At 35.1% G+C, this 19,841-nt stretch carries 15 protein-coding genes; 6 read left to right on the top strand and 9 right to left on the bottom strand.

All coding sequences use genetic code 11. The features are described from left to right. Positions 1–226 precede the first annotated feature (226 nt). Together T367_RS0101835 and T367_RS0101830 are read right to left on the bottom strand one after the other, a co-directional pair. Positions 227–1,714 carry an ArnT family glycosyltransferase gene (locus tag T367_RS0101835; protein WP_027418319.1) on the bottom strand — a complete coding sequence of 496 codons (1,488 nt, stop codon included), beginning with the start codon at positions 1,712–1,714 and terminating at the stop codon, positions 227–229. Positions 1,715–1,726: 12 nt separating this feature from the next. Next, positions 1,727–2,899 (bottom strand): proline dehydrogenase family protein, encoded by a 1,173-nt coding sequence (locus T367_RS0101830; protein ID WP_027418318.1) that lies wholly within the window; start codon positions 2,897–2,899, stop codon positions 1,727–1,729. 140 nt (positions 2,900–3,039) lie between these two features. Between T367_RS0101830 and ade the strand changes: the two genes are divergently transcribed. Further along, positions 3,040–4,659 carry an adenine deaminase gene (gene ade / locus T367_RS0101825; protein ID WP_027418317.1) on the top strand — a complete coding sequence of 540 codons (1,620 nt, stop codon included), beginning with the start codon at positions 3,040–3,042 and terminating at the stop codon, positions 4,657–4,659. A 32-nt stretch (positions 4,660–4,691) separates the two neighbouring features. After that, positions 4,692–5,774, top strand: coding sequence for a 3-dehydroquinate synthase (aroB, locus tag T367_RS0101820; RefSeq protein WP_035842033.1), 1,083 nt, complete (start codon positions 4,692–4,694; stop codon positions 5,772–5,774). On the opposite strand, the gene T367_RS23545 is transcribed toward aroB, so the two are convergent. Genes T367_RS23545 through T367_RS0101805 form a run of 3 tightly spaced genes read right to left on the bottom strand, consistent with a single transcriptional unit; the run spans position 5,755 to position 9,828 of the window. Then, positions 5,755–6,972 carry a sensor histidine kinase gene (locus T367_RS23545; RefSeq protein ID WP_051568280.1) on the bottom strand — a complete coding sequence of 406 codons (1,218 nt, stop codon included), beginning with the start codon at positions 6,970–6,972 and terminating at the stop codon, positions 5,755–5,757. The two genes, aroB and T367_RS23545, sit on opposite strands and share 20 nt — an antisense overlap. After that, positions 6,972–9,044, bottom strand: a complete 2,073-nt coding sequence (locus T367_RS0101810; protein WP_027418315.1) for a ComEA family DNA-binding protein — start codon at positions 9,042–9,044, stop codon at positions 6,972–6,974. Before T367_RS0101810 ends, T367_RS23545 begins: the two co-directional genes overlap by 1 nt. A 1-nt stretch (position 9,045) precedes the next feature. After that, positions 9,046–9,828 (bottom strand): PorV/PorQ family protein, encoded by a 783-nt coding sequence (locus T367_RS0101805; RefSeq protein ID WP_027418314.1) that lies wholly within the window; start codon positions 9,826–9,828, stop codon positions 9,046–9,048. 114 nt (positions 9,829–9,942) lie between these two features. Between T367_RS0101805 and T367_RS0101800 the strand changes: the two genes are divergently transcribed. After that, positions 9,943–13,056, top strand: a complete 3,114-nt coding sequence (locus T367_RS0101800; RefSeq protein ID WP_027418313.1) for a UvrD-helicase domain-containing protein — start codon at positions 9,943–9,945, stop codon at positions 13,054–13,056. 59 nt (positions 13,057–13,115) lie between these two features. Here the strand turns inward: T367_RS0101800 and T367_RS0101795 are convergent, their stop codons facing one another. Further along, entirely contained in the window at positions 13,116–13,550 is a 435-nt protein-coding gene (locus T367_RS0101795; RefSeq protein ID WP_027418312.1) for a hypothetical protein, read from the bottom strand. A gap of 165 nt (positions 13,551–13,715) precedes the next feature. On the opposite strand from T367_RS0101795, the gene T367_RS0101790 reads away from it, so the two are divergent. The 3 genes from T367_RS0101790 (at position 13,716) to T367_RS0101780 (ending at position 17,119) form a co-directional block, all read left to right on the top strand. Continuing rightward, a complete protein-coding gene (locus tag T367_RS0101790) occupies positions 13,716–14,804 on the top strand; it encodes a hypothetical protein (RefSeq protein ID WP_027418311.1) in 1,089 nt (362 codons plus the stop codon). Between the two features lie 15 nt (positions 14,805–14,819). Then, positions 14,820–15,920, top strand: a complete 1,101-nt coding sequence (locus T367_RS0101785) for a hypothetical protein (RefSeq protein ID WP_027418310.1) — start codon at positions 14,820–14,822, stop codon at positions 15,918–15,920. A 119-nt stretch (positions 15,921–16,039) separates the two neighbouring features. After that, complete coding sequence (locus tag T367_RS0101780; RefSeq protein WP_035842030.1) at positions 16,040–17,119, top strand: hypothetical protein; 1,080 nt, start codon at positions 16,040–16,042, stop codon at positions 17,117–17,119. 36 nt (positions 17,120–17,155) lie between these two features. Here T367_RS0101780 and T367_RS0101775 read toward each other — a convergent pair whose 3' ends face one another. Genes T367_RS0101775 through T367_RS0101765 form a run of 3 tightly spaced genes read right to left on the bottom strand, consistent with a single transcriptional unit; the run spans position 17,156 to position 19,687 of the window. Then, positions 17,156–17,695, bottom strand: coding sequence for a GNAT family N-acetyltransferase (locus T367_RS0101775; RefSeq protein ID WP_027418308.1), 540 nt, complete (start codon positions 17,693–17,695; stop codon positions 17,156–17,158). A 27-nt stretch (positions 17,696–17,722) separates the two neighbouring features. Continuing rightward, the gene (locus tag T367_RS0101770; protein WP_027418307.1) at positions 17,723–18,184 is read right to left on the bottom strand and encodes an ankyrin repeat domain-containing protein; all 462 of its coding nucleotides are present in this window, start codon (positions 18,182–18,184) and stop codon (positions 17,723–17,725) included. 60 nt (positions 18,185–18,244) lie between these two features. Continuing rightward, positions 18,245–19,687 carry a catalase gene (locus T367_RS0101765; RefSeq protein WP_027418306.1) on the bottom strand — a complete coding sequence of 481 codons (1,443 nt, stop codon included), beginning with the start codon at positions 19,685–19,687 and terminating at the stop codon, positions 18,245–18,247. Positions 19,688–19,841 lie beyond the last annotated feature (154 nt).

Below are 19,841 nucleotides of genomic sequence, written 5' to 3'. Positions count from 1 at the left end.
TCTGCGTTCATCAGCGGGAAACACTTCCATGCACGTATCAAATCCAAAAATCTGCGTACATCTGCGGGAAACACTTCCATGACACGTATCAAATCCAGAAATCTGCGTTCATCAGCGGGAAACACTTCCATGACACGCATCAAATCGCATATTAGATTTTAGTCATTTGACAATTATATATTAGACATTATATAAAAAAATCTCTTTTTTAATCGTTACGAAGAAATTAGAAATTATTAATTCGTTCGGTTGATAAAGGAATGAATTTTAGCTCATCGATCGTTAGCAAAACAAAACCATCCGCTAATAATTCATTGTACAATTCTAGATTCGGCATTTTACGGTAAGCGGCGTGCACATCTGTATGAAACATCATTTCGATATAATCATCCGTACCAAAAACAATCGTTTTATCGTTTAATCGCGACCATTCCGTTTTTTCCATTTTATAAAACAAAGTCAATTCTTCATTGTTACCAAACATTTTTGTTCGTTCAATTGCATATCGCCACGGCAGCAGAATAAGTACCAACAAAGCCAAACCAATCCAAACTTTCGACTTTTTTTGCGGCAATAGTTCTAGCAGATAATTAATGAGATAAGCAGTCGCTATAAAAAATGCGGGAGCTGCGATTAAAATATAGGTAAATCGTTTGGTCTCTGCCAAGGAGAAAATAAGTAATGGAATACCGATCCAGGCCAGAATGATCCACATTGTTTTGCTATTGACTTTATACTGTCGATAGATAAAAAAGCCCAAGACGAAATAAATTGCTTCACCAAAAATAATTGGGAGTTTATAGAGGTAATAATAAAAGGGAGCTGAATGATCCTCCACTGTTTCAGAATAGGCGAAAAGTGCATTAAAAAGAATTCGGAACATTTCATCGGGATAATTAAAGAGCATGTAGAGCGTCCAAGGCAGAGCGGTTAATGCCAATCCAAGAAAAAACACACTCGTTTTTTTCAATAGACTTTTCCAATTAAAATCATCAGACAAACTATAACCAATTAACCAAACTGGGAAAACAAGTAAAGCCGGATACCATTTAGAAATAAATGCCAGTCCCGTTACTAGACCGGCAAAAAACAACCAATTTCTCTTTTTTTCTTGAGGCTGTTTGAATAAATCATTGAGCGCAAAAACAATTCCGAGTTCGACCAATACTATAAAACACATTTCAACATGATCAGAAGAAACCCTGCCTCCGGTCAATTCAATAATCAATCCGTTAATGGCATGCAAATATGCAGCGATTAAACCGACCCTTTCATTGAATAGCTTTTTACCGATTAAAAAAGTCAACCAAATTGCCAGTAGACTTAAAATCACAGAAGGCAGGCGGATGGCCAATAAATTATTTCCAAAAAATTGAATGGATCCAGCCATTATCCAGAGCGGAAAAATGGGTTTAGCTGTCCAAATATGACCGCCCACCCAATTGGCATCATCATGCTCCAATATTAAATTTTCGTGTAATGTCGGTGTGAGTGGATGTTCAATTAAATTCTTCGCTACAAGGGCATGATAACGTTCATCCCATAAATGTAATTGGCTATCAGTTGATGCAACGATTCGTAGTAGAACACCTAAAAGAAGCACCAACCACAAAGTTAAATGAAAGCGTTTTTTCTTAAAATTAAACCAAATTAAAATAGACAATATCAAACAGACCAGCAATACCGAAATTCCAATCCATATTTGATTTGCCATATTAAAACTTTATTACTTCGCTAATTTTCTACGCTTTCTTTCTTTAACAATCAAGCTCAATTCACGCCCCATTTGCCCAGCAACCGAAGTATTCTCTTGTGCACGTCTTAATAAATAAGGCATTACTTCTTTTATTGGACCATAAGGTACATATTTAGCGACATTATATCCGGCATACGCAACATTATAAGAGATATGATCACTCATTCCCAATAATTGCGCAAAATAAACTCTTGGATTATCTTTGGCAATATTGTTTTTCTCCATCAATTCGATCAAGTACTGCGAACTATCCTCATTATGTGTGCCAGCACAAATGGCAAAGCGATCGATATTTTCAACTAAGAATTTCATTGCCAAATTATAATCGTGATCGGTTGCAATTTTGGTCGGTTGAATTGGAGATGGATATCCTTCTTTTTCAGCTTTCTCTCTTTCCTTCTCCATATAAGCTCCTCGCACCAATTTAACACCAGGGTAATAATTCGCTGCAATACTATCCTCTTTCAATTGATTTAAATAAGCAATTCTATCGTGTCTATACATTTGTAAAGTTGTATAAACAATCGGTTTTTCACGATTGTATTTCGCCATCATTGCTTCCGCAATTCTATCGATCGCTTTTTGGAACCAACTGTCTTCAGCATCAATAAATACAGGAATACCAGCCTCGTATGCCGCTTCACAAATGGCATCTATTCGCGCCATTGCCATTCCCATATCTTCTTTTTCTTGCGCATTCAAATCAACAATACCATCGTTTGACTTTTGCAATAAATCTGTCTTAGAAATACCAGTAACTTTAAATACAGCAAAAGGAATGGAATCACTATTTGCTGCAGCAGTGATTGACGCAATAATCTCATCTCTGGTTCTATCCAGGTCACCTGCTGTACTTTTTCCTTCAACAGAATAATCTAAAATTGTACCAATATTAAAAGCTGCTAACTCTTCAATTTTCCTACTACAATCATCTATAGATTCACCACCACAAAAATGCTTAAATATGGTTTTCTTTATGATACCATTTATCGGCAATTTTAATTTAAATGCCAATTCAGTCCCCACCTTGCTCAGCTTTACTAACCAAGGCTTTCCAATCAATTGGAACAAGCGATATGTCCATTGCAAATCCCGGTCGTTTTTACCAGCAAATGCAATCTCAGTATTGTCGAAAGTAATCATACGCAAATATAGATATCAAAGATTATAATTTTACATGCAAATGTGCAGTTAAAATTTTAAATCACAATAGCTCTAAGATGAATTCTAAAATTCGTTCTCTTCTCCAAACGAAAAGAATTAACTTTGTAAAAAAATAAATTTTGAAAATTCAAGGCCAAATTGTTGATATTCAACAAAAGAACATTTATCCAGGTGAAATAGAGATTGAAAATAATCGCATCATCTCCATTCAACCTTTATCGTCAGCACCGAATCAATTTATCCTACCCGGTTTTATTGATGCACATATTCATATTGAAAGTTCGATGCTTGTTCCTTCCGAATTTGCTCGAATTGCGACTTGTCATGGAACTGTTGGAACTGTTTCTGATCCGCATGAAATTGCGAATGTTTTAGGTGAGGATGGCGTTAAATACATGTTAGACAACGCCGCTCAAGTACCATTTCACTTCAATTTTGGTGCACCATCATGTGTGCCAGCTACAACATTCGAATCTGCAGGTGCTGTGATTGATGCCAAAGGAATTGAAAGGTTAATGGCTGATGATCGCATTAAATATTTGGCTGAGATGATGAATTATCCTGGGGTGATATATGATGATGCTGAAGTGCTACAAAAACTTGCCTTTGCAAAAGCGGCGAATAAACCGATAGATGGTCATGCGCCAGGTTTACGTGGTGATAATTTGAGTAAATATATTGCTGCAGGTATATTAACTGATCATGAGAGTTTTTCATACGACGAGGGGCTAGAAAAATTAGAAAAAGGAATGAAAATTCTAATTCGCGAAGGTTCGGCTGCTAAAAATTACGATGCCCTCGCTCCATTAATTAAGGATCATGCGGATAAAATGATGTTCTGTTCGGACGATAAACATCCAGACGATTTAGTATTGGGACATATCAATCAAGTTGTTGCGCGAGCAATTAAAGAAGGGTATGACTTATTTGATGTATTAAAAATGGCATGTATCAATCCTATCGCACATTATAATTTAGAAATTGGACAATTGCAAATTGGGGATGCTGCTGATTTTATTGTACTTGAGGATTTAATCGACTTTAAAACGATACAAACCTATATTAACGGCGAACTTGTCGCTGAAAATGGCGAACCAAAAATTGAATCGGTATTGATTCATCAACCCAATAATTTTGTGATTGATGAAATTGAAATATCTGATTTTAAAGTTGAAGCGAAGACTAAGAATATAAATGTAATAGAAGCCTTAGATGGTGAATTGATTACCAAAAAGCTCACCTTGCCGGCTAAAGTTGAGGACGGTCATTATGTTTCGGATATCGAGAATGACATATTAAAAATTGCTGTAATTAATCGTTATAAAAAAGCGAAACCTGCCATAGGATTCATTAAAAATATTGGTTTAAAAAGTGGTGCTATTGCATCAACAGTGGCACATGATTCTCATAATATCATTGTAGTAGGCACCAACGATAAAGCAATGACAGAAGCGGCCAATCATGTTATAAAATGTAAAGGTGGCATTGTTGCGATAGGCGAAGGCATTGAAGAAATATTACCCCTACCAATAGCTGGAATAATGAGTGGTTTAGATGCTTATAGAATTGGCAAAGACTATGAAAAAGTAGATGCTGCTGCAAAACGATTAGGTAGTGAACTAAAAGCGCCATTTATGACGCTATCATTCATGGCATTACTCGTAATTCCGTCTATAAAACTAAGTGATTTCGGTCTTTTTGATGGCGACGCTTTTAAATTCCTTGAATTAGAAGCTTAATACCTCCACTCGATTTTTGTAAATTTGTTCCAATGAAAAGTCAAATTATTTATAAAGACATCCCCATTAATTTCGGTGACCTCTCTTCTTCTGTGTTCAACGAATTAATTCTGACAGGGCAATATGCCCAGTCGAAAAAAATCATTCTAACCGACGAAAATGTTTTTGATCATTGGATAGAATATCTCGTCACAAATTTCGAAGGTCTTGCCGAAGCAGAAATTATTCAAATTCCAGCTGGTGAAGACAATAAAGTACTTGAAATTTGCTCGCATATTTGGAATGCCTTAAGCGAATATGAAATTACGCGGAATGATGTGCTGATTAATATTGGTGGTGGTGTCATTACAGATATGGGTGGCTTTATAGCGGGTACATTTAAGCGTGGAATTAACTTTATCAATATTCCCACCTCTATTTTAGCGCAGGTTGATGCCTCAGTTGGAGGAAAAACAGGTATCGATTTAGGACCATTTAAAAACCAAATAGGGTTATTTAATGAACCTTCTCATGTATTCATTGACCCTAACTTCATCAATACATTGCCTGAAATTGAAAGGCTGTCAGGATATGCTGAAATGATAAAGCATGGACTGATTGCAGATCGGAAATACTGGAATCAACTCACCAGTTTAGATTTAAATAATTTACCTGAAAATTTTGACGAATACATTCAAGCTTCCGTTCAAATTAAGGCTGATATTGTCACAGCAGATCCATTTGAAAAAGGCGATAGAAAAAAATTGAATTTCGGTCATACAATCGGACATGCAATTGAAGGATTTATGTTAGAAATAGAGCAACCTATTCAACATGGAATTGCAATAGCTTGGGGCATATTGGCTGAGGCTTCAATCGCTTTAAGTAAAAAGATGATTCTCCAGGAAGAGTTCAACGAGATCAACCATTTTATTCAATTAAAGTATCCAACAATTAAATTGAGTCCTACCGATAAACCAAGAATCACAAAACTATTGTTGAACGATAAGAAAAATGAAAATGATGAAATCAATTTTACCTTGTTAAAAGGAATTGGTGATGCCGTAATTAATCAAACAGCGAGTGATGTGCAAATTAATGCAGCTTTAGATTTGGTTATAAATCCTTCAATATAAATTTATACGTGCTACCATTCTCAATAGAGAAGTTCATTGAGCCTTCCAGTTGATCGACCAAAGAAGCAATTAATTCCAAGCCAAAAGAATTCTTCCTTTTTGGAGTTTTCCAAACACCATTGTCTGCATACACCAATTGAAAATAATTGTCATCTATTTTCTTAACATCAACAGTGATTACACCCGTTTTTTGTTCTAGAAATGCGTGCTTTATTGTATTTGTAATTAGCTCATTAATAATCAATGCAAGCGGAACTAAACTATCTGTATTTAGGAGTTCAATATCAGATTCTACATCAATAGACACCGGAACGTTGTGCCCGAGTGAATTTAACAACTCGTCTGAAAGTGTTTTGATGTAGTTTTTTAAATTGATCTTGGATAAATCTTCATTCTGGTACATTTTCTCATGTATCAAAGCCATTGCTGAAACCCTATTTACTGCATCCTGAAAATGGACACGCGTATTTTCTTCATCAATTTCATACGACTGTAAGCGCAACAAACTTGAAATCACTTGTAAATTATTCTTTACCCTATGATGAATCTCCTTGAGCATCACCGTTTTTTCAGTGGTCTTTTGCTGCATTAATTTGTTTAATCCAGTCAAGTCTGAATTAATTTGGATGTACTTTAATTCTGATTTCTCTTTTAGCTTTACGTACTCAACAAGCATCATAGCCATTAAAAATATTACAATAATAAGACATGTTGCAAAGGCTATTAATTCAGTTTGAGAATAGGGTATTCTTCTTGACAAGGTAACCTCCGAGTTCATAAAAGAAAAAATATAATTGATGTACGAAAATCCTTGTAATGCAAGAGTGATCAAACCTATTTGAATCCCGAAAACTACAAAAGCATAAAAAACGGTCATAAACATGAAGATCAATTCAACAATATTAAACTGAAAATAATCGATATGTAGCAATGAAAAGGTCAGGAAAGTTGTAGCAACAAGATAACTATATCCTATTACTTTGTACTTGCCTGTTAGTTTTAGAAATACCAAGAAAGTAACAGCCATCACCCAAGCGCCCAACGTGATCAAAAAAATTTGAAAAGTTAAAAACCATGTTGCTACTGTGAGGAAAAAATTTGTAAACACAAGATAAACACTAACCTTCCATGTTAAAATGAAAGCCGCTTCCTCATAATAATTCTCATAATTGGTAGAAGGTGCAGTAAATATTCCCATTATATTTTTATCTTCAATTGTATTTTCACGGTTGATTTTTCGCTGCCATTAATTTTTTCTAGACCAGACGAAATATCCTTTTGATTGGCATAAGACCATAAATCATATCTTAACCAAACATCAATTTTATTTCCAATATCATACCGCAACATCAGATATGTTCGAATTCCTTTATTGTAATAAGAAGGAATACTAAATACACCCAATAAATCATTTTCATAAGCATAAATTCGAGCATCGTACGAATCTGTGTCAAAAATAGCATATCGCCAGTATATCTTCATTGGTAAATTAAACAATTTTAAAATAACATCTTGAAAAAACAAAACACCATTTGCGATATCTTTGTCAAATTGATAGTTAACCCATTCTACCCGAGTCTTTATAGTCCATCGCTTATTAATTTCTTGACTATAATTAAAACGGATTGACGTTTTGTTCACCTCCGTTTGACTTTTAAGGCCTGAATGATCTAATTGGCTATTTCGCTCTGTTATTTTATTCCTCAGTCGAACATAAAAATGACTAGACCGTCGAGGAAAATAGTTCAATTCAGCAAAAAACTCTCTTCCTTCACTATAATCATCTGTTTGCCATTTGAGATAGGTAAACTTAAATTGATCATAATAAGTGGTAAAATTAAACTTAGATGATAACCTTGCATTGGCGCCAAAATATATCCCAACTTCTCCAGCATTACTTGATGATTCTCCAAATCCAGCCCCATATAAAGTTTGATAGGCTTTGTCATAGTTTCGATAGATTGACATAAAATCCAAACGACTATTCATTTGCCATGTTATGCCATTTACAGAAGCCAATTTTAAATTATCACTCATCGCCGTTTCCCCAAAAAAATTCAACTTCCGGTAGACAAAACGATAATTCAAACCCGCAGTGAACAATTCGTTACCACTAAATTTAAACTTATTATAATCCGCTGGATTACCCGCATAGTTTTGACTAAACTGGCTATAAACACCACTCAATCCTATCCGAAACTTCTTTCTCTTATATGCCAATTCACCACCGACTAAGTTTTCAGTAATTGCATCTTTATCTTCTAATTGCCCCGCGGTTCTGTGATAACCTGTTTGCTGAAAAGAAGTAAATTCTGGTGCAAAATCTTCGTTTAACGAATCAATATCACCCAAATTTGCATCAATTGTTCGGTGAGAAGCAAAAGCTGTAAAATCTAGATCTTTCACTTCAATATTGAATCCTGCTCCACGTAAAAAACGATTCTCGTTTACTGATGTATATGCTTTTAAACCTGCTGCATGTCGATTGGCACTACTGATATTTGCGGTTTTACCCAATCCAAACCCCGTCCAAAAAGTTAAACCTTGCCCAAAATTCACTTGGTAATCACCTATTGCAATTTTCTTAAACTTCCATACATCTTTCAAAAATAAATGCCCCGAATAAAAATCAAAACCTTTATAATCCTCATTAAATGCCAATCGTTCACCTGCGTCCTTTTCTGCTGTGATGCCCCAACTTATTTTATCCTGAAAAGTAAATCGGTATCTGAAATACAATTTATCAGCACTGCCTAAATACTCTCTATTCGGATATTTTTCAAGTATGCTGTCTGCTACTTCGTCATAACCTGCTTTTTGCTGTAAATTACGTTCGTATCGACTTATAATTTCATGTCTTCCATATTTCAGAGATTGCCCAATAGGTATTTTCTTTTTATCCGATACCAACACAGATACAAAGGGTAACATCATCTCTATGGTTATTGGATTAAATCCTTCTATCGCTGACAATTCGAAAACACTGACTAAATCTCCATATTCTGTACGGTAATTAATCAAGTTTAAAATTTGAATATCAGTCAATAATTGCAAACGAAATAAGTCGTCCGAATTGGCAGTATTCAGATTAAGCGGCATTTCTAAAAACCCCATTAAATCATCAAAATAAGTCGTTAAGTCCAAATCTGAATCTTCAAAATAATCGCCGATGAATTCAATTCTTCTTTCAATAATTTGTTCTTTCACTAATTCTTGACCGAAACAAATTATGCCAATTCCAAAAGTTGATATGAATAATAAGGTTCTCATCCTATAAATCGAACTTTAAGCCCATTGACGGACTCAGTCCCAATGTTGCATTCCACAGACTGGCCATATCGAATTGAAAACGCTTTAACTTCACCCCAAATCCGAATGAAGATTGAAAAGGATATGAATTGGCGCCAATCCGCACAATAAACATTTCATGCAATTGATATTCTATTCCGGACTTTAAATTTAAAGGATGAATTATCGATTTCTCCGCTTCAAAATTCCAGTATAAATCTTTCGTAAAACTGTAAGATATTCCTAAACCAAATGTGGTAGGATAGCGCTCATCTTGATAATCTGCCAATCTTGCTCGTGCCACATTTTTAGCATTAAAACCAAAACTAATATTATCATTAAAATAATAAAGGATACCCAAAGAAGCTGTTGCAAAATTTTTATTCCCGTAATTCTCACCAATAGCTATATGATGCCAATTGACAGCTATACCTCCATAAAATCGTCTTGCCAATTGTGTGGCATAAGTAAAGCCCGTTTGCATTTCCCTATACAGGTTAAATCCATAATGCTGAACAGACAAACCGAAGTTTCCTTTTGATTTGGTATGATAGCCGAAAGCTAAAGTTTGGTTAGATAATTCAGAAATTAAAAATCTATTCTGGTAATTGATGGCCACTTGCGATTTATCCATTGCGCCAAAAGCACCAGGATTATTTTGCATTGCATAAACATCATTTTGAGTTAGCCCAGTTGATCCAAGGCCGATAGAACGCGCACCGATTTGTGGGAGAATTTGGGCTTGGGTTAATACTGATAAACTCATACAAAAAATCAGTTGTAAAGTTCTCATTGCTATGAATATAAGAATATTCAAGTAGCCAGCGAATCTTTTGAGGTCATTTTTTGTAATTTAGTCCAAATCTGTTGAATTATTTTTATGTCGAATAAGCCCCTTAAAATTTACAATGCCTCTGCCGGAAGTGGTAAAACTTACACATTGGTGCAAGAATATTTAAGGATCATACTCAATAATAAAAACCCCTTAAAATTTAGGAATATTATTGCGATGACCTTTACCAATAAGGCGGCTTCGGAAATGAAAGAACGAATTTTAGATAGTTTAATTCTATTGAAGATTCCTTTTGAAAAAAAATCGGTTTCAGAATTGGAGTTTTTAGCAGCAACGGCAAAAAACTTAAAATTATCCCCCCAATTAATTGAAGCGAGAGCCAATATTATTTTGAATAAGATTTTACATAATTATGGATCTTTTTCGGTAATGACGATTGATAAATTCACCCATAAAATCATTCGAACATTTGCGAAAGATTTGAATTTATCTATTGATTTTGATGTGGAATTAGACATTAAACAGTTGCGAAAATCAGTAACGGATTTAATGTTCGACCAAATTGGACGCGATAAAGAATTGAGTAAATTGATGCTTAATTATGCACAAACCAATCTCGCTGAAGATAAATCGTGGAATTTTTCCGAGCAATTATTCAAGTTTAGTGATGAAGTGTTTAAGGAGAATGCGATTAGTGCCATCGAAAAATTAAAGAAATTATCCTCTGAAGATTTCTTATCGATTCAAAAATCATTAACAGCAGACGTAAAAAAGTTTGAAAATGAAATTGCCAGAAATGGGCAAGAAGCATTGGACTTAGCGAAATCAAAAGGATTAGATTTTGAGGATTTTAAAGGTAAGAGTCGTTCGATTTTAGCCTTTTTTAATAAAATGGTTAAGGGAGAATATACCGATCAACCGAGCAAAACTATTCGAGGTAATGTAAGCGACAATGACATTATTAATAAATCAAGTGCCAATGTGGGTACCGCAGATTCAATTGCACCTTTAATCATCCAATACTTCAATCAAATCGTTGAATTATTAGAAACGGGTCAACCACATTATATACTCAACAAGAAAAAATTAAAGAACCTCAACAACCTCTCTTTATTGAAATATATTTTGGAGATGGTTGAACAAATAAAGGAGGATGAAAATATCCTATTAATTACCGATTTTTACAAAAAAATATCTGAAATAATTATTGAAGAACCTGTGCCATTTATCTATGAACGATTAGGCGTACGTTATGAGAACTTTCTTTTGGATGAATTTCAAGACACTTCTCATCTGCAATGGATCAATATGATTCCTTTGGTACACAATTCATTGGCATCAGCCCAAACCAATTTAATAGTTGGGGATGGTAAACAAGCCATTTACAGGTGGAGAAATGGAGAGGTTGAACAATTTACCGGTCTACCGAATAAAATATACAACCCTCAAAATATAGCCACTTTAAACGAGGCTGCTCCCCTATTTGAAAACTTAGGAGAGCGTTTACCTTTAAATGAAAATTATCGTTCTGCTCCGGAAATAGTTGAATTCAATAATTCATTCTTTAGTCACGTTGCTGAAGGATTGGATCCATCTTTAAAAATAATTTACAACGATATAAAACAAACGCCTACTAAAAAATTCAAAGGTTATGTTGAAGCTTTTATCAAACCCAAATTAACGGAGGAAGAGCAGTTGAACTATATCAGTAAAGTTGTTCGTGAATCAATTTCAAAAGGATATCTATTGTCGGACATCTGTATTTTGGCCTATAGAAAAGCACCTGGGGCGATAATCGCGAGACATTTGGCTGAGCAAGGTTTCAATGTAATTTCTAGTGAAAGTTTATTTATATCGAAAGATAATTCGGTTAAATTTTTGACCAGTATAATTGGAGCTATCGTTTATCCTAATCAGAGTAATTTTAAGATTAAGGCACTTGAACATTATGCCAATATTTTCACTAAAAAAGATCCTCGTGAAATCATTCCTGCTGAAAGAGATGCATTGTACAATAGATCAATTCAGCAAATCTTCGGTGGATTAGGGTATGAAATAAAATTGCCTACTGCATTTCACAATATGTATGAATTTGTAGATGCATTGATTGCAACATTCGAATTCGATTTGAATCAGAATCCATATTTACAAACATTAGCGGAACAAGTTCATGTATACGAGCGGAACAATAGCTCGAGTTTACGTGATTTTATTGATTGGTATTATGATATGGGCAACGAAAAGTCCATCATCAGTCCAGACGGCGCCGATGCGATTACAGTAATGACCATTCATAAATCAAAAGGATTACAATTCCCAATTGTAATTTGTGCCAATTTTGACTGGCAAATGAGTTTAGACAAACAAATTGCTTGGGTTGAAGAAACAGATGAAAAATTGCCGGCATACTTTTTAAATATGACCAAAGATTTGGAATCAACAAATCAATCGGCCTTATTTGAAACAGAACAGGCCAAGTTCAATTTAGATAACATCAATTTATTATATGTTGCATTCACGCGTGCAGAGCATGGCTTATTCATTATTGGTGATGCTGAGAAAAGGCAGTCGCCGGCAAAAACTTGGATTCAACCCTATGTCAGTGCTCCTCCACTTGGACAAATTGAAGGTGACTATTATAAATACGGCAGTTTTGAAGAGAAGCATGAGAAAACGAGCACACATATTGCCAATTACGAAGTAAAACCAATCAGTAAAAAAATGGACAAGCCTACGCTGTCTTTCCGCAGCGCAGAGACTTGGGACATTCACCATTTAGATGAAAAAAGGATGTTTGGTTCTAAAGTCCATTTAATTCTTTCTAAAATTAGCAGTTTAGCAGATTTACCTCAGCAATTGGATGCTGCATTAAAAAAAGGCATCATTCTTCCGACAGAAGTTGATGCAATAAAAGATCAAATTAATTCACTTTTTGAAGACAACCATTTCGCTACATATTTTGATGACGTAGAAGTATTAAACGAGCAAGAATTCATCACCGAAATGGGTAAAATCCTCATTCCTGACAAGATTATCATTCGACCAGAAAGCACCAAAATAATTGACTTTAAAACGGGACAAGAATCACCCAAACATATTGAGCAGTTATTGCAATATATCGACTTGGTTAAAAGTGTGGGATATCCTGAAGTAAGTGGGGAAATTTATTATACAGAGTCGAAAAAGGTAGTTGCGGTTTAGGTAATATTCGATCGCCTTACAACATATTAGCACGCTAACAATCTGATTAAACTCACCTTTTATTTAAGCCAACGTTTTGTAATTCCATATTGCGCAAACCAAACTGCAACAGCGGTTAAAAGCACGATTAATAGCGGCAATAAAGCAGCACCAGATCCATATATAGTCAAGGTATCAGCCAATACTAAACTCTGAAAAGTCTGGACCATTACCCCTAAAAGCGACAGCCAGAATAATGATTTGGCCCACTTCTTCTTCATCACCAATCCAATAGATCCCAAAGCACCTCCGAATACACCTAATGCGAAGGCAATGGTCGACCACAACGGAATTGAAGCATACAATTCTTGCTCTTCCTGCGGCATTTTTTCAAGCATAGCTTCCGGCATCATAACATGACTAAAAAAGGCCATGCATCCCATTAAATTCCACAGTAAAAACAGAATCGATACGACCGTAAACCATGTTGGAATTTTATTATTTTGATTTACCATAACATTTCATTTTAGCAGGGTAATTTACATGTATTTATTTAGAACGCAAATTAAATACTGCAAGTCCTCATTAAAAAACGCGATCTCCGCAATTAAACCAAAGAATAGTCAATACTATCGCCCTATCTAAAAAATCGTTCATATATTAGATTAAATATTCATATTATGAAGACAAATATTTTTAAATTCATTTTAGCATTAGGGCTTTTCTGCTTTGGTTATAGCGGGTCGAACGTCGTTTATAGCCAAGTTGATGTCACCTATTCTGAATATGACTTAGTAAAAGTAAACATGAAAGATGGCAGTTTTAAAACGGGCTTTATACTCTCCGATGACGGGCGTGAAATCCTTTTAAATTCGAGAGAAGTAGGAAAAATATATTTACCAAAAAGTGATATTAAAAACATTGTAATTCTCGGCGATGAAGCTGACGAATCGACAACGGGAGAAGTTACGCTCCCACCTTCATTCAATACAAGATATCATTTCACAACCAATTCTTTACCCCTTAAAAAAGGCGAGCATTATGCGATGATTAACCTTTATGGACCTGAAGTTCATCTGGCTCCATTAGACAATTTATCAATAGGCATAATGACAACTTGGATGGCAAGTCCATTTGTATTGGCACTGAAATATACAATTCCAACGAACAATAAAAATATAAATTTCGGCTTGGGAACACTCTTTGGCACTTCTGGTTATTGGAATGCTTTTGCTAATTACGGTGGTTTGTATTGGGGGATGGTAACATTTGGTGATGCAGATTTAAATTTAACCTTGTCTGCAGGATATTCACATTTTGACACAGACGGTTTAAACAGTTTTCAAACAGTTAGTAAAGAAGGTATTTATTATGGTACCGTGTCCAACCCAGCTTATCCTGAGCAAGAAACAGTTAAAAACAACAACCTCACCGCACCTGCATTTTCTGTTGGTTTTGCAGCAAAAATCGGCAAGAATGCCACTTTTATAATGGATGGTATGTTTTTTATGGGCAAAAAAGTAGGAGCTAATCGAATTGAGACCACTGAGACAATTGGCGTAAATCAAATTACAACAGTTAAAGCTTCAGATAAAAAAAGTCAGTTATTATATTTAATGCCAGGTATGAGGTTTCAATCCAAACCATCACGCGCATTTCAAATTTCATTAGCGGGCGTTAGTGTTTTCAAACAGAATATAGGATCTTCTGAAACTTATTTAGCTTATTCTTTCCCGATACCAATGGTATCATGGTTTTTCAGATTTTAATTTAAAAAGTATTTTATGAAAAAGAGCGTTAGTTCATCATTACTCACAATTCTAATCGTATTCTTTATTTCAGTTTCAGGATTTGCACAACCAATTGAAAATGAAATTAAAGGACCTGTAAAAATAACCATGAACAATGGGGAAGTTTACATTGGGGAAATACTTTCTGATGATGGACGAGAGACCTTGATTGAGACCAAAACAGTTGGTAAATTATATTTAAAAAAATCTGAGATTGCACAAATCAAAAAAATTAATCAACAAGAGGCTGAATCGCAAGAAGCAGATCCTGTTTTTGATGAAGATCCAGCAGGTTTTACAGCACGGTATCAACTTTCACCAAATGCATTACCGTTGAAAAAAGGAACAGGATACACTGCAATTAATCTTTACGGACCGGAGCTGCATTATACAGTAATGGATAATTTAACCATTAATCTCGCTACCTCTTGGATTGCAAGTCCATTTACTGTTTCTTTAAAATACACCTTACCGATTAATAGTGATGTTTTTCATTTAGGTATTGGCACAAGAATCGGGTCGTCTGCATACTTAAATAAATTTAGAGGTTATGGAGGAAATCTTTGGTTGACTGGAACGATAGGAAATCATGAAGACAATATTTCTTTATCCTACGGATATGGTTATGCCGATTTAGGCATGAAAAACAATAATTACTCCTATATCCCTGGTCAATATGATGGCAACGATTATTATTATAGTGAAAATGCTTTTGGAAACGATAATTACACGAATTTACCCATCCAAGATGCAGGACCACAAATTACACAAGGATCTTATTTTTCTCTTGGCGCACGTAAAACATTGAGCAGAAAGGTGAGTCTTACTTTTGACGCTACCGTTTATATTAGTTCATCTGGTGGGTCGAATCAAAAAGTTAATTTAGATAATTCAAATCCATCCGCTCCAATAATAACGGTCACGGATGAATTTGAAAAAGTCACAATCGCCTATTTCATGCCTGGTGTCCGATTCGAATTAAGCGAAGGAAAAGCGTTCCAAGTATCATTAAGTGGCTATTATCTAAATAGATTTATTACAATTAATGATGGTTTACCTATCATTCCAATGTGTACATGGTATTTTAGGATTTAAAGATCTGCTCAAATTCACAAACGTAGAGATCAACTAAAAGAATTAGTAAATCGTAAATTTAATTGGCTCTTTCATACAACGCTTGTATTTTTTTTCCGTATTATCATAAAAATATACTTATGAAACTACAAGTGCTTAAGGTTTTATTCTTCATAGCAGCCTATATGTTTGGGGCGCAAATTGTAACGTCACAAGCTTACGGACAAGAAACTACCGTGACTAAAGAAAAAGAATTGGTCCGCATAACAATGAAGGATCGTTCAACAAAAACAGGATACATTCTTTCAGATGATGGTAGAGAAGTATTGTTAGATTCTAAAGAAGTTGGCCATATTTATTTGGACAAAAATGACATCATTTCAATTACAAAAATTGAAGCGGAAGAAATTGAGGATAAATACGATCCTGTCAATCCTCCAACCTCCTTTAATACCCGATACCATTTTACGACCAACTCATTTCCTGTCAAAAAGAACGAGAATTATGCTGCTTTCAATCTTTATGGACCTGAAGTACATTTCTCTCCGATTGATAATTTATCCGTTGGAATAATGGCTTCTTGGGTCGCTACTCCTATAGTTTTAGCTTTAAAATATACCATTCCGACGAATAACGAAAATATTAATTTTGGCTTGGGAACACTATTCGGCACATCTGGTTATTTAAATGCTTTTAATAATTTAGGGGGACTTCATTGGGCCATGGTAACCTTTGGTAAAACTGATATCAACCTAACATTGTCTGCTGGAATTTCTTATTTTGATATAGATGGTATATCCAATAATGAAGCTTCATATCAACCCGTAATTGGCACTTATTTTTTCCCAACCGGTTCGCCCGAAATTCTACCTTACGAATTTGTAAAGAAGAAAGCCCTAGTTGCACCAGCTTTTTCAATTGGATTCGCGGCAAAAATAAGTCGTACCGCCACTTTTATTATTGATGGAATGCTTTTCGTGAATAAGCGAACAGACACCTATCCAAATATTCAAAGTCAAACTGATATAACAGGAAATACGGTCACCGTAACAGCAACTGAATTAAAACAACAATTGCTATACTTAATGCCGGGGTTAAGATTCCAGTCGAGACCAAGTTTTGCCTTTCAATTTTCACTGGCAGGTGTGAGTATTTTTAATAGCCAAAACCAAAATCAATCTTTTCCTATTCCGATGGCGACTTGGTTTTTGAGATTTTAATTCGAATTGACATTCGTTGAAAAAATACTACAATTCTTATCTGATAGCATAGCAAACACAATTTTCAAGACGACTATTCCCTATTAATCGAGGATGTTTGAATGGCGTTTTAAGCTGCATACCTATTTTTTTCATCACAGCGATTGATTTTAAATTAATCGCAGGAGCCGTCGCAATCACTTCTTTTAATTTCAATGTTTCAAAAGCAAATTCAAGACATCTTTTTGCGCCTTCAGTGGCATAACCTTTATTCCAATAATCAACTCCTAAACGCCAGCCAATATCAATGGCAGGTGAAAAATCGGCTTCGTAATTCACTTCGTTTAAACCGATAAACCCAATGAGCTTTGCATCTTCGAGACTGTCTACGGCGAAATAACAGAATCCCTCACGTTCGAACAATTCCTGCATGCGTTGAATGAATGTTTTGGTTTGAATTGGCGTTGCCGTTGCAGGGAAAAATTCCATTACGCGTTGGTCACCACTTATGGCAATCATTTTGACTATGTCCGAATCAATCCAATTCCTAAAACCTAAACGCTCCGACTTAAATACGTACTCCTGACTCAATTCCATTGTATAAAAGTGCTACTAAAAAATTAATTAAGCTGCCAATAATTCGACAAACTCCTTTAAACCTTGCGCTTTCGCTAAATCAATCAAGGTTTTGCCATTGGCGTCTTTAATATTCAAATCAATTCCTGCTTGAATTAAGCGCTGTAAAATTCCTTTTTGATTAAAAGTAACAGCATAACTAGCTGCATTAGCACCGCTATAATTCAAAATATTCACATCTGCTCCAGCTGTTATTAAAAGATCAACGATAACATCAAATCCTTTAAAAGAAACACCCATTAGGGCTGTATTTCCGGATTTGTCTTGCGCATTTAAATCTGCTCCTTGGTCAATTAAAAACTTTGCTATTTCTTCATTACCAAAATAAGTCGCCAATAATAATGGTGTCGAACCTCTTTGATCTTGTTCGTTTAAAATCGATGGATTTTCATCATAAACTTGTTTCACCAATGCTAAGTCCTCTTGTCTTATTGCTTCAAAAATTGTCATGCTATTCTTTTTAAAAAACGGGCAATCTCTTGCCCGTTTTAATGATTGATATTTTTCTATTTACAGATTTAATGCTTTACGAACACCAGCACCATAAGCTGGATCAGCCTTGTCAAAATGTGCCAATTGTTTTTCAATAATCTCTAATGAAACACCTTGCATTGCTGCCGCTATATTATTGAATAAACGCTGTTTTTGTTCGTCATTAAATAGGCGGAATAAATCTCCTGGTTGTTTATAATCTCCCAATTGATCCTGATCTTCGTAACGTGTAATATCTCCATCAATTTTCATTGGCGGTTCTTCAACACTTGGATCCTCAACTGGTCCATTTTTAGTATTCGGTTCGTAATATGCATCTGGATTTCCAAAATCATTGCTGAAAAAGCGCATTGCACCGTCTTTATGATAATGATTCACTTCTGTTTTTGCTGCATTGGCAGGTAAAGCTTCATAATGTGTTCCTAATCTATATCGATGTGCATCTGCGTATGAGAAAATTCTAGCTTGCAATACCTTATCGGGCGAGAAACCGATGCCTGGGACAATATTCGAAGGTGAATAGGCAGCATTCTCAACATACTGAAAATAATTCTCTGGATTCTTATTCAATTCTAAAATACCAACTTCAAGTAAAGGATAATCACCATGTGGCCAAACACGTGTTAAATCGAAAGGATTATAAGGTGTTTTTTCAGCATCAGTTTCCGGCATAATTTGCACCATTAACTTCCACTTTGGGAATTCTCCTTTTTCAATAGCACCATAAAGCTCCTCTTGATATTTCTCTCTCGTCTCCCCTATTACAGTTGCAGCTTCAGCATTTGTATAATGTTGGTGTCCTTGTTGTGTTTTAAAGTGGAATTTCACCCAAAAACGTTCGCCGTCATTGTTCCAAAAAGAATAAGTATGACTGCCATAACCATTCATGAACATGGGCGCAGTTGGAATTCCTCTATCAGACATTAAGATGGTAACTTGATGTAAACTTTCAGGTGTTAACGACCAGAAATCCCACATCGCTTCGTTCGACCTTAAATTGGTTTTAGGATGTCTTTTCTGCGTATGAATAAAGTCAGGGAATTTATATCCATCACGAATAAAAAATACTGGCGTATTATTACCAACCATATCCCAGTTTCCTTCTTCCGTATAAAACTTTAAAGAAAAACCACGTACATCTCTTTCAGTATCCGCTGCACCTGCTTCGCCAGCAACAGTTGAAAATCTAGATAGAATCTCAGTCTGTTTTCCGACTTCACTAAATACTTTTGCACGCGTATATTTACTGATATCGTTCGTCACAGTAAAAGTTCCCATCGCTCCCCATCCGTTGGCATGAACAACACGCTCTGGAATTCGCTCACGATTTTGGTGTGCTAACTTTTCAAGTAATTTATAATCTTGCATTAAAACAGGACCTCTGTTTCCAGCTGTTAATGACTTTTGGTTGTTTGATACGGGAGCACCTGCAGAGGTGGTTAATTTTTTACTTTTTGCCATGCTTATTTTTTATTTACAAATTACGACATTTTGTTGATATAAGTCAAATCAATAATTACTATAACACTATAATTAACATTTATAAACATGCTTGATCTTATACTGAAATTAGCTAAAAATTTTTTATTAAGATTAATGTCCTACTTTTGCACTT

The sequence above is a fragment of the Crocinitomix catalasitica ATCC 23190 genome (genome assembly GCF_000621625.1).
Classification (GTDB): domain Bacteria; phylum Bacteroidota; class Bacteroidia; order Flavobacteriales_D; family Crocinitomicaceae; genus Crocinitomix; species Crocinitomix catalasitica.
Note: the sequence above shows the minus strand (reverse complement) of the source record. Positions and strands in the feature narration are given on the sequence as shown.